Here is a 15,422-nt window from a genome sequence, read left to right as displayed (position 1 = left end):
TCAGGGCTGATGCGTGGCCGTTTTAGCGGCCTGCTGCACCGATCCAGCGATTGAACCAACACTCGTATGCTGTGCCGGAGTCACAACCGGAGTTACATCGGTTGCCGGAGTCGTAACAATAGGGGTTTGAGTCGACACCACGGGTCCAGAGGATCTTGAAGAACCTGGATCTGGCGACGGCGTTACAACCACCTGCGCCGTAGGAGTTATCATAACCTGTGGTGTCGAGGTGGGCGCCTGCGTGACTACCGAAGTAGGCGTGGGAGATGGAGTAACCGGCGTGACAGTCAGATAAACATGAATCACCACGGAAGATCCAACGGCTGGAGTCAGGGTGACAGAGTCACTATAAGACGGAGCCGTCAGTCCGCTGGCGCTCACCTTGAAAACCAGGGTCGAGGCACCACTGGCATTGACCAGGCCGGAAGTCGACCCCAGGCTCAGCCACGGCTGACCGGGATTAGACGCCGTCCAACTCAGGGTTCCCCCACCACTATTGCTGATCGTCACAGATTGATCAGCGGGATCGCTACCCGCGACGGTATTAAAGTACAGACTGGTTTGATCAACACTCATCGCGGGCGGCATAACCACCACAATAGTCATAGAAATGGTCACTTTGCCGACACTTGCCCCGGTCAGGCTATTGGTAGCGCTGATATCCACACTAGGTGTATAGGAGCTTGCGGGGGCATTGGTAGTATCAATAAGCATGGCTATATTCGCGCTCGCGCCACCCGCGAGATTCTTGCCAGCATTAGCTGACAACGAGAAGTACGCGGGCGTACCACCCTGCAGAGAAGCCGTCCAATCCAGAGGTGCATCGCCGGTATTATTGATAGCGATCATCTGGGAAGATGTACCGGGAGCGGTATTCACATGAGATGAGCCAAAGCCAGCCGTCAACTTAGGGGTACCGGCCAGACTGAGTGTGGCCTGCATCGACTGCGGGCTGGCCACAGTTGGCATACCACTCGCCTCGGTGGCGTACAGGGAAACAGAGCCCGAATACTTTTGTCCCCGTGCCAGATTGGCCACATTCGGCTTCACAGTAAACGCCGCAGTCTCACCACTATGCAGGACGACATGCAGAGGTGAGATAGTCAACCAGTTCGGCGAAGTCGAGGTATCTCCTCTGACATCCAGCTTCACCGGGCCACTACACATACCAACCACACCGACCTGGAAGCTCTGCGCAGCGGGCGCACCGCTGCCGGGAGCAGAAAAGTTCAGCGCCGCAACCGAAGGAGACTGCAACGTACAGGGAGGTTGCACCGTCAGATAAACATTGATGTGCTGCGTACTGACGACTCGCCGGCTCCCATCGGTCGCGGTCAACGCTACCTGGCCTGAATAGGAGCCAGCCTTCAGGCCGGCCAGCGTCACGCTAACCTGCGTTGTAGCTGATTTTGTAGGAGCTATCGAACCGCTATTGGGGGTTACATGTAACCATTTCATCCCATCGGATGTCGATGAGACGGCGCTCCAGTTCAGGTTGCTCGTACAAGAACTACCCGCGCTCATACTCACCGCGTGGGTGGAACTGGTGGTACCAGCTCCACTCAACTGAACCTGGTTCGCGACACCATAAAATGTTAATGGCAGGGTAGGAGCCTGCAATGTACAGGCGGCACCCAGCACGAAATTGACAGGAATTACCTGCGGATTCTGTGATAATAATTTACCCGCCGCATCGCGTACGTAGACACGAATGATACCTGCGTAGGTATTAGGCGTCATCGTATTCAGCACCGCAGTCTGCACACTGATAGAGCCCGACTGATGAGCATTCAGCTGACCAGAAGCCTGGCTCAGGTGCAGCCAGTTACCACCTGCCAGCGTAGTCGCTGAAGCCGACCATGAAAGGGGGGCGCCACCATTATTCCTCAGGCTGAGAAGCTGAGCTGGTGGACTGGCGCCGCTGGCATTGGCGTTAAAAGAGAGGGTCGCCGCTCCCAGGCTTAACGACGGCGCATCCGGCCGATTAACGACCAGACTAACCAGCACCACCTGGGTGCCATAGCTGGAGCTAAAGGTAATCGAACCGCTATGATTGCCCGCGTCAAGGCCCGCCGGATTAGCGATCACCGTCGGCGACGCCGGCGTCGTCCCATGCGCCTGATCGACCGACAGCCAGGACGTATTACTCTTCGCGCTCCACGAGACCGGGCCCGCGCAACTCTGGGTCTGACCCAGCGCAATTGCCTGCGCGGCACGGCCGGTCTGCTGATAGATGCTGGTTAGATCGAGCATGCCAGGAGAGACCTGCAGGCTGCAATTGGGCGCGATAGTCACGCTCACATAGACGCTCTGAGGAGTATGCAGCACAGACGTAGAGCCGGTACCGGTAAAGGTAATACGGGCGCTATGCGTTCCGGGCAAGAGAGAGCTCGTGTCAACTTTAACAGTGGCGGTCGAACTACCTGAAGGCGCCACCTGTGTACTGGAAGCGGAAATGTTCAGCCAGGGAGCATCGGAGCTGGCCGTCCAATTCAAAGGCAAGCCACCGGGATTGCTCACCGTAATGACCTGGGGATCTGGATTGGCGCCGCCATCCGTCCCCGTAAAGGATAAGAGCGCGGGCGACAACTGCAGCACAGGATCATGATCTGCCTGCAACGGCACCACCTGCATTTTTACTGGTAGCTTACTATCACCTGCACTCGAAGAGAAGAGCACCTGGGCCGTATAATCTCCCGGCTGCAGGTCCGCGCGATTCACAGCCACCATCACATCCGTAGGCGACACATTGGCGGACAATGTGCCCCCCTGCGGGCTCAACATCAGCCAGGGCTGAGTCGTAGTCGCCTGCCACGTCACCTGACCAGCCCCGCTATTCCACAGGGAAATCTTCTTCAGTGTATTCGTAGCCTGGTCGCCGGCCGCAAAATCCAGATCATTCGCGGATAGATGCAGGTGGGCCGGGCGCAATGGACCGATGTTGCCAGTCACCTGAATAGGAGTCGAGATATAGCGATGGGTATGAGCATCTTCTAAGACAATCGTATGAGGCCCACCGCCCCAATCTGAACCGATAATGACGGTATCATTGATCATTCCGCTGGCATCGGTATAGATCTCCGACGCATTATTCGTATCACTGAGCGGGATAGCATTATCCCGGAAAAGGCCGATCAGCGTACGGGGAGACAAGCCACTACCAGAAAGGGAGAGAATAGCACCCACATCGGCGCTGGTAGGGGTAACCTGCAGCGATGGTCCCAAAGGTAGACCGTTCGCGGAAGGATTATGCTTGAAGGCCTCAACCATCCCTAAGGTGCCGCCACCAGCCAGCAAGCAGACCAGCACCAGGCAGATCCAGAAGATGGATCTGGGCCCACCAAATAATACACGCGGTAGCGCGAACCAGCTATAAGGCAGGTAACGCAGCACCGGCAATGATTGCAAAGGTAATGGGGGGCGTGGAGGATATACCGCCACAGGGCGATCAGGAGTTTCCACAACTTTTTGCCAGGTCAACAGGCGCGTGGGCTCCGTAATGGCATCGTCGGTGGAAGAAGCTACCAGCACTTTTGAACGAGTCCTCTGCTCACGCGTCTGAGCAGATACAGCGTTGTCAGATCGCTCAAAAAGAGTATTGACGCGAGCAGCACGTAATACCGGGGCCGTACTGGGGCGCGTCACCGCCTCAGTCGCCTCATCAGCATCTGCGATCGCCGTATGTGATAAAAATGATTCGCCACACAGGGCGCAATAGGCAGAAGTCTTTTTCGGTAACGGTGTATCACAATGTGGGCAATGAATTCTATTCAAAGATGGCAGCCCCCCTTACCTCACGTTAAAAGGCACATACCCCTATACATGAAGTGTACGGAAGATCATCAGTACTGTCAACTCTACTTTTGCATAGAAATACTATATCTATCAGTACAACGACACATATGTATTAAATTTGCATACCGACTTCCGAGCCGGAAAAAAGAACGATCATATTGAAAGTGATAGCCTTTACGTACTGAATAGGGTCAAAAAAAACCATCATATCGCCAGATATTCGTTTTTACACTACAAAGAGACGATAACTCTACGTGCACATGTGCCGGAGGATATAGAAATGGAAGACCGTACCGGTCAACAACTGGGAAACTATAAAATCTTGCGCCAGGTAGGGCAGGGAGGGTTTGCCGATGTCTACCTGGCTGAACATATCCATCTGCGAACACAGGCAGCAATAAAAATTCTCCAGGTGCGCCTGGGCGAGAATAACAAACAAAACTTCCTCAACGAGGCACGCACCATCGCACACCTGGTCCATCCTTATATAGTTCGCGTCCTGGACTTCGGCATTCAAGACAACACCCCATTCCTGGTCATGGACTATGCACCCAACGGAACGTTTCGACAGCGCTTCTTGCAGGGTCAACCACTGCCCGCGGCACCGCTGGTCCCATATATCAAGCAGACCGCGGCGGCGCTGCAATACGGGCATGACAAAAAGCTCATCCATCGCGATGTGAAGCCGGAAAACATGCTCCTCAGCCACAATGACGAGGTTTTGCTGAGCGATTTTGGGCTGGCCTTGATCGCATACAACTCGAACTCACGCTCACCAACCGAAACCGCCGGCACGGCCGCCTACATGGCGCCTGAACAACTACAGGGCAAGCCTAAACCCGCCAGCGATCAGTATGCGCTCGGTATCATCGCCTATGAATGGATAACCGGCGACTGCCCATTCCATGGCTCATTTTTCGAGATCGCCAGCCAGCAGGTATTGTCCCCACCACCACCGATGCGGGACAAAGCGCCCCAGACGCCTCTCGAAATCGAAAAAGTCATTATGCGCGCACTGGAAAAGGATCCACAGAAGCGCTTCCCCACCGTGCGCGATTTCGCGTTGTCCCTTGAAGATGCCTGCCTATCAAGCAAACAATACTCGTTCAAAATGCCACTCCAGACCGGAAATAGCGGTAGTAGCCCTGATAGATACATATATGCAAATTCAGAATCTCACTCATCAACTGAAAACAATTATGCATTGCCGGATAAAACTATAAGAAATACTCCACATGAAACGGCGCCCTCCGATAGCAAGTATCCAGGAGGACTGGGACAGGCGCCGGCGGCAATATCACAGCCCGAGCGCCTGCGTCCCGCTCTGCAGCCAAAGAATTTCGCCAACACGCCCCCTGCTGCGCCTCATCAGTTCAGTTCGGGAACTAGAAACTCATTCTCAAACGTGCCACCAGTGCCAGCACTGCCGGTATCACAGGAAAATTTCCCTGTGCTTCCAGGACCGGGTCCAGTTTCGCAGCAGAATCTGCCAGTCTTCCCAACCGAGCGCTCACCACGTGGACATGCTGCCCCTCTGGGGGCGCGTCCAATTTCCCAGGCCAATCCAGCTTTGATGGCCGCCCTGCAACAATCGATGACCAGCAACGGCGCACATGCGGCAGAAAAGCTACCGGAAGCTCCAGGCTCAATGCAAGGTCCCCACGCAGCACCGCTAGCAGGGTCTACGGCGCAACAACGGCCAGACATTGCCTGGAGCACCAGAGATGCCCACCAGATAGCCCGGGCCCGTGACGAGCAGATAGCGGCGAAATTCGCCTTTAAATCGAACGACGACGATGAGCCAGCAGCAAACAGGACACCGGGATGGAAATCGCCGCGGAACAGGCTGATCATCATCCTCGCCGTGCTCCTTATCATTCTTGGGGGCGTTGGTATCTCGCTATTCGCGGGCAATAATGTGGTTCAGCAGGATACGCAGCAAAATGCCACTGCGACCAGTATCATCCAGTCAACCACTAATGGTGACCAGAGCACGGCCGCCAAAGCCACGCAGACCGCGCGCATCAAGCAAGCAACTGCCAATCCCTATGTTACAAATGGCACCGGCTCACTGGCACTGAACGATCCCCTTACCAGCAACCGCAACACCTGGCAGGAGGGGAACGACTCCACCGCCATCACCGCCGGCACATGCGCATTCACGGATCAGGGTTACAGGATAATAGCGCCCGCGCTAGAGCCAACCATGTGCTTTGAAAACAAAGACACATATAGCAAATTCACGTACCAGGTGGACATAAAATTCATCAATATCGGGCAAAGCTTTAGCGGGGCAGGGATCGTCTTCCGTGGCAACGTCAACACAAAGGAATACTATTTTTTCGAGGTCTATGCCAGCGGCAATTACGCCCTGCAGAAATGTACCGCGGGCGCCGGCTGCGCCAATCCTATCGATGGCTACAAGCTGGGGAAACCAGCATTGACCTCGTTTAAACCTGGCCTCAACGTCAAAAATACGCTGGCTGTCGTCGCCAATGGCGATACATTTACATTGTTCGTCAATCAGCAGAAGGTCAGCACCGTTACCGACCAGATCAGTACGCCATTTACCAGCGGCCATATCGGCGTCCTGGCCACCGGGGGCAACGATACCGGCGTCGACTCACCCACCAACACCGCAACCAACGTCATCTTCAGCCAGGCAAAAATCTGGAAATAAAAAGGAAGCGCTGGATGAGCTTAAAAGCTCATCCAGCGCTTCCTTTTTATTTCCGCTTTCCTAGAGGTTAGTGATAAGCCAGGCACGGGCCGCGCGAACGTCTTCGAGGCCGATTCCATGACCGCCATTGAGCCAGTTCGCGTGAACGCTGGCGCCAGCCTGTTGCAGCAATTGGATCAATTGCTCTGTCTGTGCCTGCGGCACAATGGGGTCCATGCGTCCGGCGCTTACGAACACGGCGGTTCCGGCGAGGTCAGGCAACTGCTCCGGAATGAAGGGCACCATGGGACGCAGCAGGATAGCTCCACGCAGCACATCAGGTAAGCTTAACAGCATACTGGCGGCGATATTAGCGCCATTCGAATAGCCAACCGCGATGATATTAGAAGGATCAAAGTGGTAGGTTTCAGCGGCGGCACGTACAAAGGCCGTAAGCTCCCGCGTCCGCCGATGTAAGTCGTCCAGGTCGAAGATACCTTCGGCCAGGCGGCGGAAAAAGCGCGCCATGCCATCCTCCAGCACGTTGCCACGCGGACTCAACATGGCCGCGCCGGGAAACAGCATATTCCCCAAACTCAGCAGATCTTCCTCGGTACCACCGGTGCCGTGTAGCAATAGCAGGGTAGGAGCCGGCCTCTGACCAACAGCCGCTTCCGAAGCTGGGATAAAGCGATGGACATAGCCAGCCAGTTCTTGACCGGCCATATTTTTTTCATTGGTAGACATAACTATTTACCCTGTTCGTTGGTTGGAAGTGCGATAGCTGGCAATGCATGCTCCAGTTCGGCCCGGCGCGGCTCCAGCCATTCAGGCAATTTCAAGTGGGTTCCTAATTCAGCCGGATCCTCATCGACCGGAAATCCAGGTTGATCGGTAGCGATCTCAAACAATACACCACTCGGCTCGCGGAAGTAGATCGAATGGAAGTAATTGCGATCCAGAATCGGCGTCACATTCAATCCCGCCTCACCGATCTTCTGCCGCCACGCCGCCTGATATTCATCGGTCGCCGTGCGCCAGGCCACGTGATGGACGGAACCAACCGCCGCCATACTGCGGCGGCCATTCGGTAGTGCTAGCACATCCACCAGGGTAGCCATACCCGAGTCGCCCACCGCGTAGCGGAAGCGGTTGCCCAGCTGCGCTACCTGATGGAAGCCCAGCACATCGGTCAGCACCTTTGTAGTCGCTTCCGTGTAGGACACCGACAGGGTTACACTATGGAAGCCATGGGTAGCATATTCAGCAGGAATCGGTCCTTCGTTCCATGCGGAGCCCTGATCGGCTCCACGATGCGCCACCAGTTCCAGCGGCAAACCATCAGGATCGCTGAACAGCAGCACCTGATCATCAAAGCGTGGAATGGGACCATTGACCGCCACACCATTACGCGACAGGCGATCCTGCCAGTATGCCAACGCGGACTCGGGAATAGAGAAGGCGATAGCCGATACCTCACCGGTTCCATGGCGCCCTCTGGGATAACCGGGCCAGGAAAAGAACGTCAAGATGGTGCCTGGACGCCCGATATCATCACCGTAATAGAAGTGGTAGGTATCAGGAGCGTCAAAATTGACCGTCTTCTTAACAAAACGCAAACCAAGAATGCCCGCGTAAAAATCGACGTTGCGTTGTGGATCATCGGTGATAGCCGTCACGTGATGGATGCCCAGAACGTGATTTTCCATTTCATTTCTCCTTCGGAGTTCTACTCCACCATTAGTTACAATAGTAATTACAATAATTGCAGTGGGTTTATTCCTAAACCTTTATGTTATAGTTACTTTTATTTTGATAGTAACTTATCATAAGTTTTTGGGCTTGTCAAGTCAACAACATTAGAGCAGGGCCATTTAAAAGGTTTTCTTGCCGCCTTATGATCTTTTACTTTTTAAAGTGGTGCAAGGAAAGCCATGCTTCCCCGCCTGCGGCGGGGAGGGAGGAAAGAGAGGTTTTGTGGGGACATGATCATGCCCTCGGCATGCTCGCCTACACTCCGCAAGGGGCTAGCCGCCCCTTGATCCCGCTGTGCGCGATGACGTCGAAATGATGGGTGTCTTTGTGGTAGAATACGCACAAGATGGACCTATGGACGAACACAGACGAACACGATCAAACCCTGACAGGCGCAACTGAAAACGGTCATATAGCGGCCATACGTGGCGCGCGCCGTCTTTCGGATCGCGCCACTTTGTCGTTGTTGCGAAGCTGGCTGCTGGAAGATTTCGGGGCCGCCTACTGCCGTTCGCTGGGTGCCAGTCGCATCTTCCGCCACTGCTATTGGATCGATGCGCTGGGAGGATATACAGCGAAAAGTCTGCGCGCACCGGATGAGCAGGTTCATCCACCATCCGGGAATGGAAAGGGAAAGGGCCGGCAAAAAAGCGCGGCCATGCCGTTGCCAGCGGCGCTACAGCCCGGAGCCAGGCTAGCGCAAGCGCTGGCCCAGGAGAGCCGTCCCATCGCCCTGCACAGTCTGCTCCTCAGTGCCGGCAGCAGTACACGCCGTTCGCGAGAAAGCAGGCAGAGCGATGACGACAACACCATCTTAAGCAAAGAGAGCGGTATCCTTGCGACTAGCTGGCTGGACGTCGCCAGCAGCCTGCTCAGTGAGATCGAACAATCGCCGGCTATCTTTCTGCTCGATCCGCTGGGTCCCACCACGTTCAGCTATGATGATCTGGCCCCTCTGTATAAGCGCACCGGGCCAACCGAATTATGCTTCTTGCTGGCGCATAAACAGATCGAGCACCATCTGCGCTCGGCGGCCACGCATACAGCGCAGGCCAACGCACTGACCGCGCTGCTGCGCAGCGACCGCTGGAAAACGCTGAACGCCAAAGAGGACGTGGATATCCAGGGCTTCGCACGTATGTTTATTACATCGATGCGCAGGCACTTCCAGTGGTCACCCCAGAATATTGATCTGCCCGTCCAAAACGGTCCGGCCAGCGTCGCCTCACTTCCCTACACCCTGATCTACGCCACCCGGCGTTCTGACGGCCTGCTGATCATGAACGACGCCCTCTGCGAGTACCGTCGTCGCACCTATCGGCAGAGCTACCAGGGTGTCCTGAGCGAGGACTGGTTCGCGCAACAAGATCAAAAGCGCCTGGACGAGGGGCTGCGGCAACTGCGCGAACAGATTCAGCGACAGGGGGTCGCCACGCGCATTCGCCGCTGGCCCGATCTACGCCAGCAGCTTATCCTGGATAACTTCGGACAGTTTACCGTCCAGGAATATGATCATTGCCTGCAGGAGTTGATAGCACAACAGGAAGTACGTTGTGTATGGAGACAGGCTCCCGAAGTGGGGAGTGAGCGCATCCCTGGCAATGAAGATACCCTGATCTGGAGCTAAAGCACAGCACACGCGGCCTCTCGGCACCAATCATTCACCTCAATCCGCCACAGACAATCAGGTCCATTAGTTTTACCCTTCTGCCCATATAAAACCCATCTATATTGATCAGTACGCTGCTTGAATCGATGTAAATCAAGTAATATCAAGTAGGATCAAAATCAATTGACTTTTATCGAGTAATCTCGTACAACTATTAGGGAGAAAGAAATAAAGTTGAATATGCAGCTTGCTTATCAAGGGAGAGAGAAGATGCACACTATTCCTGAGCCGGACAAGCCGGAGTATTTTCTGAAGAGCTTTCCACGCGATACATTTCCTACATACGATTGGACCGAGCGGCCCGCTACGCTGCCCGATGATGCCTGGACCACCGAGACAACCCATCGCGATGGGCAGCAGGGAGGCCTTCCCCTGTCAACCGAACAGAGTTTGAAGATCTATGATATCCTCTGCCGCTTCACGACGAATTCGGGGGCGATCAGGCAGGCGGAGTTCTTTGTTTATCGCGCCTCGGACCGAGCGGCGCTGGAGGGCGCGCTTGAGCGCTATCGGAGCGGCGCCCCGATAGAGCCAACGACATGGATACGGGCAACCGCTAAAGATGTCGTGCTGATTCAAAGCCTGGGTATCCGCGAGACGGGGATGCTAGCCTCAGCCTCGGATTACCATACATTCCACAAATTCAAGCCTGGCGGCCGCAACCAGGCCGCGCAGACCTACCTGGACGCGGTAAGGATGACGCTGGACGCCGGCATTCGTCCCAGGCTTCACCTGGAGGATGCCACGCGCGCCTCAATGGATTTCATGCGCCCCTTTATCCAGAACGTGCAGGAGATCAGCGCATCCTACGGACCAGAACTACGCCCGAAGTTTCGCGTCTGCGACACCATGGGACTGGGTCTGCCATTCGAGGATGTGGCGCTGCCACGCAGCATACCTCGGATCTTTCAGGAGATGCACAGGCTGGGCCTACAGTCCAGCGACCTCGAATTTCATCCCCACAACGACACATGGCTCGTCGTCGCCAACTGCCTGGCGGCTGTGCGCGCTGGTTGCAGCGTCATCAACGGCACCTCACTGGGCAAGGGTGAAAGAACCGGCAACGCACCACTGGAGGCCGTCCTGCTGCACCTGATTGGAATGGGATACTATCAGGAGCAGCAACCATGCTTCCCGGCTCTAAATGAGCTGGTGCAGTTATATGATGAGATGAACGAGCCGGTTCCACCGAAGTATCCGCTCTACGGACGCGACGCGCACCGCACCAGGGCGGGCGTCCATGCCGATGGACTCAACAAATTCTGGTGGATGTACGCCCCTTTCAACGTACCCGAGCTATTGGATAGGCCACTGGAGGTCTCCCTCACCAAAGAAAGCGGCCTGGCGGGCCTGATCTTCCTGGTGCGGCAGCATACGGGACGCGAGCTTTCTAAAGATGATGCCCAGCTACAGAAAGCTTACACCTGGCTCATGCAAGAGTTTGATGCAGGGCGTCAGACCAGTGTCGAATGGGAGGAGATTGAGCCGATTATTAATCGAGCGTAGCGCCTGCGCACGGGCGGCCGCGTATGCAGCCGCCCTTCTATTTATGTGGAGTTGATGTGCTGGTTGCGCCATGGCGCAACCAGCACATCAACTCCACATAATATATCCATGCGCGCCACAGACGCGAAATCAGAGGTATATTTACAGGCCGTAAGCCTGGATGGTCTGCTGGAAATGGGAGAAATCTGTATAGATTTCGGCCTGGATGCCAGCCTGGCGAGCTACTTCTACGTTGAGAGGTGTGTCATCCCAGAAAAGAACATTCGATGGATCGATGGCAGGGAGAGCATCCAGAATGCGCTGGAAGAAGGCGACATCCCTTTTCAGGACGCCGAGGTCGGCGGAGGAGAACATGCCATCGAAGTCGCGCGCGAATCCCATCTGTTTCAGGACGTACGCCGTGCGGTATTTTTCCTGCTGGGTGGCCAGGTAGCAGCAGATGCCCCGCTGGCGTAATTGCTGGATAAAGGCCACCAGCGGGGCATCGATAACGTGCTCACAGGTAAACCAGTAATCAAGCAGGGCATCCACCGATCGCGTCCAGCCCCATTGCTGAAGATAGGGTGCGATCTCTGTTTTAAGATCGGCCGTGCCATTCAGGCAGGCCAGGAATTTTTCCTGGAAAAAGGGGGCGGTCATCGTGGGGGAGATGCCATAATCTCGTTCTAGCTGCTCGGAAAATGCTTCACCGTTCGCCAGAACGCCATCTATGTCAAACAACAAGATTTGAATCATGCAAAGATCTCCTGTCTTATTCTCGTCGTTGGGGATATGTGTGCGCCCCGCACAGGCGGCCGCTGCGCGGCCGCACTGGTTGTATTAAGTGGTGCTACAGGTGCGCAACTGCGCACCTGTAGCACCACTTAATACAAGACTGTGATGCACCTGCAGTATCGACTCAATACCGATAGGGCTACACAACCCTGGTCTTTTTGTCAGCTGTTTCCTGGGCTGGCATGCCCTCGTCTGGGAGAGGGGCCAGGGCTTCGTCCAGAGGATGGGTCAGGCGGCGTTGAATGGCCGCGATCTCATTGGCGAAGATGCGCCGCACAATGGCAACCGTACCGGCATAGGTAGAGTCCATACCAAAATAGGACAGGCTACCGGCTCCAAGGTTCTTGCCACGTGTGTACGGGGTATCTGAGGCATAGTGCAGGATGCCCAGTTCATACGGCAGACTGAGCAGATTGATATTGTCATCGGTGGGATAGCGGGTCAGATACTGATCCTCGTAGATCGCGTTCAGGTAGGGTCCACCCTCCATCTCAACGACAGTATAGTTGGATTGGTAGTAAAAGTCCAGGTATTGGCGATTCTGCAGGTAGGTGCCTTTGGCGGACACGGCCTTTTGATTGTCCAGCACGGAGCCATAGATCAGGTAAGGCTGAACTTCGTTGGCGCGGAACGTATTATCGAACCAGTAGGTATTCTGGCTGTGCTCGTCCATAATAACGTTAGAGATCATCACATCACCGATGCTGCCGTTGAGGGTTGCCGCCTTGCCCAGCACATAGATACCGCAGATCTGGGAGAGATTCTCCATAATCTCACGCATCATCCGATAAGCGGCCATACCTAGAGGATAATCGATATTGAGAATGATCGCGTCGCTCTTCTTCAGGACATCCATGCCAGACATGCGGCTACGAGGATCGATCTCGGCGGGAATAAGTTTAGATAATTCAAAGACCTGAGCATCGATCTCCAGCCCATGGCGGGCGCCCACATGCCAGATGCCGCGATCCTGCGCCTCCTGCAGGCGCGCACGCGCGGCCTCGCGGCCAGCCGAGATTTTCAGCCACTCGCGGGTCGCAAAGTACAGGAAGTTCTGCCAGTTGCCCGGCACGGTCCCCTCTTGAATCTTCGCGCACTCCTCAGCCAGGTAGGGATCCGCTCCACTGCGTGCAAACTCGGTCAACGCCTTCTCGTTGCGCAACGAGAAACCCGAGAGCAGATTGATCAGGCTATGGGTGTTGCTAGAAACGAAGTAGACCGGACGATCCGGCTGCCCCAGGGTATCCAGCAAATTGCGCACCGGTGCCCACCACTTGCGCGTGGCCTTCACATATCCTACGTGCGAGCCGCCCAGCATGCGCAGATTAAAGCTCTTCTTCTGAGAACCGATCTCGTGTAATTTCTCCCACAGATGGTCGCCCCAGATGACCTGCAGGCGTTGCCAGTCATCCTCCGCGATATGCAGCCGCTGACGCAAAACCTTGCTGATCTCAGCGAACACCGGCGACCCCGGGTCCACCTGGGTCTCCAGAAGCTGCATCGTGGTGGGATCTTCCTTCAACAGATAATACATTTTGTTCCACTCGATCTGGAAAGCCACCAGTACGGGAACAATATCATCTGTATCGCTGACGCTGGCGACGTAGGCGGCCAGCGTCTTCTTGCCATTATAAAACCACTTACGGCGGCGCGCGGAGGCCGTTACAGCCTGCCACTTGTTGACATGAAAACCTTGCTGGAGAAAGACTTCCTCAGACTGGCCCAACAGCACCAGTTCGCACTGATTAATGACATCGGGTAAACGCAATACGCTATAAATAAACGCCGACATATCCGGGTAAGGCTTACGCGCATCGGGATGGAGGCTTGAATCAATGTTATAGTGCGCCTGTATCAAGGCCTTTAGATTAATCTCGCCAGAACTGCGCAGCAGCGTATTATAGGTTCGGATGTACAGCTCAACATCACGTTTGCCGGCCGCATGATACTTCTCACCATGCTCCAGGCCCGGACTCATGGTAGCGGCATGCCGATTCTGCTCAATCAGCACCTCATCCTTCATGTGCTGATCACCAGCCGTTTCTTCGCGAGGGGCATGCTTCAGGGAATGATTTTCATTATCATGTTGATTTTCGGGCTTGCGTTTATATGGCATAAATGTGCTCCTCTTCTCTGAGGCAGGAGGGTAACGTATGGTCAATATGTTTCATCTATTATAGCGCGTGCACCAACATAATGGGGAGAAAACCAGAAGGTTATACGACCAATTGCTTAGGTTTTTGCAAAACAACAATATATTGATGGGCGATATTGGGAATATAAGCAAAGGGATACCCATACGGTCTCAGGCGCGTACCCGCCTGGTACCAGATAATCTCGCCTTTCGGCACAAAACCATGCAGCCGGGCGCGGCGCGCAAGATCCACATGCGTAAATATATACTCGCCATGCTGATAGGCGTTGCGCACGATAATCACCATATATTTTTGTGGTTTGAGCAACGTATAACAGTGGCAGAAAATCTGCTCCATCGCATCCAGGTACGCCTCATAGCTGGCAAGGTTAGCCAGGTCGGCGGGATCGGTTGAGCGCATATCATAGTCGGTGCGTCGATTGGAGTAGGTCTCGGCATAACGGCCGGTGACCATCGTCTTTTCCAGGTGAATATTATAAGGAGGATCGGTCGCGATGAAGTCGAAGGAGGCCGGCTCCAGCGTCGGCAAGATATGGAGGCTATCACCACGGATCAGGGGCTGCGGCTGGATCGCCCCCTGGCTCTCGGACAGAATAATGTTATATATATCTATCCATTTTTGATTAATTTCAATGCCCAGCGCCTGTCGCGCCTTACGGCAGATGGAGGCGCCAATCAGGGTACCACCGACACCGGCAAAGGGATCGAGCACTTTTCCGCCGGGTTTGGTGAAGAACTCAATCAACTGGCACATCAATTGAGGAGGCTTATTGGCGCCATGGGCTTTGCGCAGATGGTGTCCATATTCGGAAGGATACGCAGTGGTGATAACGCTTTTCGTGAAATAGAGCCACTCTGCACCAGTCAATTCATTCAAAGCGTTCCGCGTCGAAATATCATCATTTTCCACGATACCACTCCCAGTAAAAAGCGGTTAACGCCGGCCGGCATTGTCCCGCGACAATCCCACAAAGGTATTGATAATCATAAATTATCGCGCCAAAACAGGCTATTTTAGCGTACACTATTGAGAGGAGATATTACTAAAATGTTGGGTGTCCCCATGCCTGGCATTTCCCCCTAGTAATACCTCCACCTTTTTTGGTGTC

General features: G+C 54.7%; 9 protein-coding genes. 3 read left to right on the top strand and 6 right to left on the bottom strand.

The features are described 5' to 3' along the window. A complete protein-coding gene (locus tag AABA21_RS24515; RefSeq protein WP_338254323.1) occupies positions 1–3,774 on the bottom strand; it encodes a BACON domain-containing protein in 3,774 nt (1,257 codons plus the stop codon). A 301-nt stretch (positions 3,775–4,075) separates the two neighbouring features. On the opposite strand from AABA21_RS24515, the gene AABA21_RS24510 reads away from it, so the two are divergent. Beyond that, positions 4,076–6,475, top strand: coding sequence for a serine/threonine-protein kinase (locus tag AABA21_RS24510; RefSeq protein ID WP_338254321.1), 2,400 nt, complete (start codon positions 4,076–4,078; stop codon positions 6,473–6,475). A gap of 60 nt (positions 6,476–6,535) precedes the next feature. Here the strand turns inward: AABA21_RS24510 and AABA21_RS24505 are convergent, their stop codons facing one another. Further along, positions 6,536–7,201 carry an alpha/beta hydrolase gene (locus AABA21_RS24505; protein ID WP_338254320.1) on the bottom strand — a complete coding sequence of 222 codons (666 nt, stop codon included), beginning with the start codon at positions 7,199–7,201 and terminating at the stop codon, positions 6,536–6,538. Positions 7,202–7,203: 2 nt separating this feature from the next. After that, positions 7,204–8,163, bottom strand: coding sequence for a ring-cleaving dioxygenase (locus AABA21_RS24500; RefSeq protein WP_338254319.1), 960 nt, complete (start codon positions 8,161–8,163; stop codon positions 7,204–7,206). A 392-nt stretch (positions 8,164–8,555) separates the two neighbouring features. Between AABA21_RS24500 and AABA21_RS24495 the strand changes: the two genes are divergently transcribed. Together AABA21_RS24495 and AABA21_RS24490 are read left to right on the top strand one after the other, a co-directional pair. Further along, positions 8,556–9,836, top strand: coding sequence for a hypothetical protein (locus AABA21_RS24495; RefSeq protein ID WP_338254318.1), 1,281 nt, complete (start codon positions 8,556–8,558; stop codon positions 9,834–9,836). Positions 9,837–10,088: 252 nt separating this feature from the next. Continuing rightward, the gene (locus AABA21_RS24490) at positions 10,089–11,384 is read left to right on the top strand and encodes a hypothetical protein (protein WP_338254317.1); all 1,296 of its coding nucleotides are present in this window, start codon (positions 10,089–10,091) and stop codon (positions 11,382–11,384) included. 141 nt (positions 11,385–11,525) lie between these two features. Here the strand turns inward: AABA21_RS24490 and AABA21_RS24485 are convergent, their stop codons facing one another. The 3 genes from AABA21_RS24485 to AABA21_RS24475 form a co-directional block, all read right to left on the bottom strand. Then, entirely contained in the window at positions 11,526–12,119 is a 594-nt protein-coding gene (locus AABA21_RS24485; RefSeq protein WP_338254316.1) for an HAD-IA family hydrolase, read from the bottom strand. A gap of 178 nt (positions 12,120–12,297) precedes the next feature. Continuing rightward, a complete protein-coding gene (locus AABA21_RS24480; protein WP_338254315.1) occupies positions 12,298–14,274 on the bottom strand; it encodes a DUF6909 family protein in 1,977 nt (658 codons plus the stop codon). Between the two features lie 100 nt (positions 14,275–14,374). Continuing rightward, positions 14,375–15,223 carry a TRM11 family SAM-dependent methyltransferase gene (locus tag AABA21_RS24475; protein ID WP_338254312.1) on the bottom strand — a complete coding sequence of 283 codons (849 nt, stop codon included), beginning with the start codon at positions 15,221–15,223 and terminating at the stop codon, positions 14,375–14,377. Positions 15,224–15,422 lie beyond the last annotated feature (199 nt).

The organism is Dictyobacter halimunensis, from assembly GCF_036245075.1.
This window is presented reverse-complemented; position numbering and strand designations above follow the sequence as displayed.

Excerpts from the sequence above, each read along its gene's own strand:
- AABA21_RS24480 (WP_338254315.1), bottom strand. The coding sequence starts at position 14,274 with ATGCCATATAAACGCAAGCCCGAAAATCAACATGATAATGAAAATCAT.
- AABA21_RS24500 (WP_338254319.1), bottom strand. The coding sequence starts at position 8,163 with ATGGAAAATCACGTTCTGGGCATCCATCACGTGACGGCTATCACCGAT.
- AABA21_RS24485 (WP_338254316.1), bottom strand. The coding sequence starts at position 12,119 with ATGATTCAAATCTTGTTGTTTGACATAGATGGCGTTCTGGCGAACGGT.
- AABA21_RS24505 (WP_338254320.1), bottom strand. The coding sequence starts at position 7,201 with ATGTCTACCAATGAAAAAAATATGGCCGGTCAAGAACTGGCTGGCTAT.
- AABA21_RS24510 (WP_338254321.1), top strand. The coding sequence starts at position 4,076 with ATGGAAGACCGTACCGGTCAACAACTGGGAAACTATAAAATCTTGCGC.
- AABA21_RS24490 (WP_338254317.1), top strand. The coding sequence starts at position 10,089 with ATGCACACTATTCCTGAGCCGGACAAGCCGGAGTATTTTCTGAAGAGC.
- AABA21_RS24495 (WP_338254318.1), top strand. The coding sequence starts at position 8,556 with ATGGACCTATGGACGAACACAGACGAACACGATCAAACCCTGACAGGC.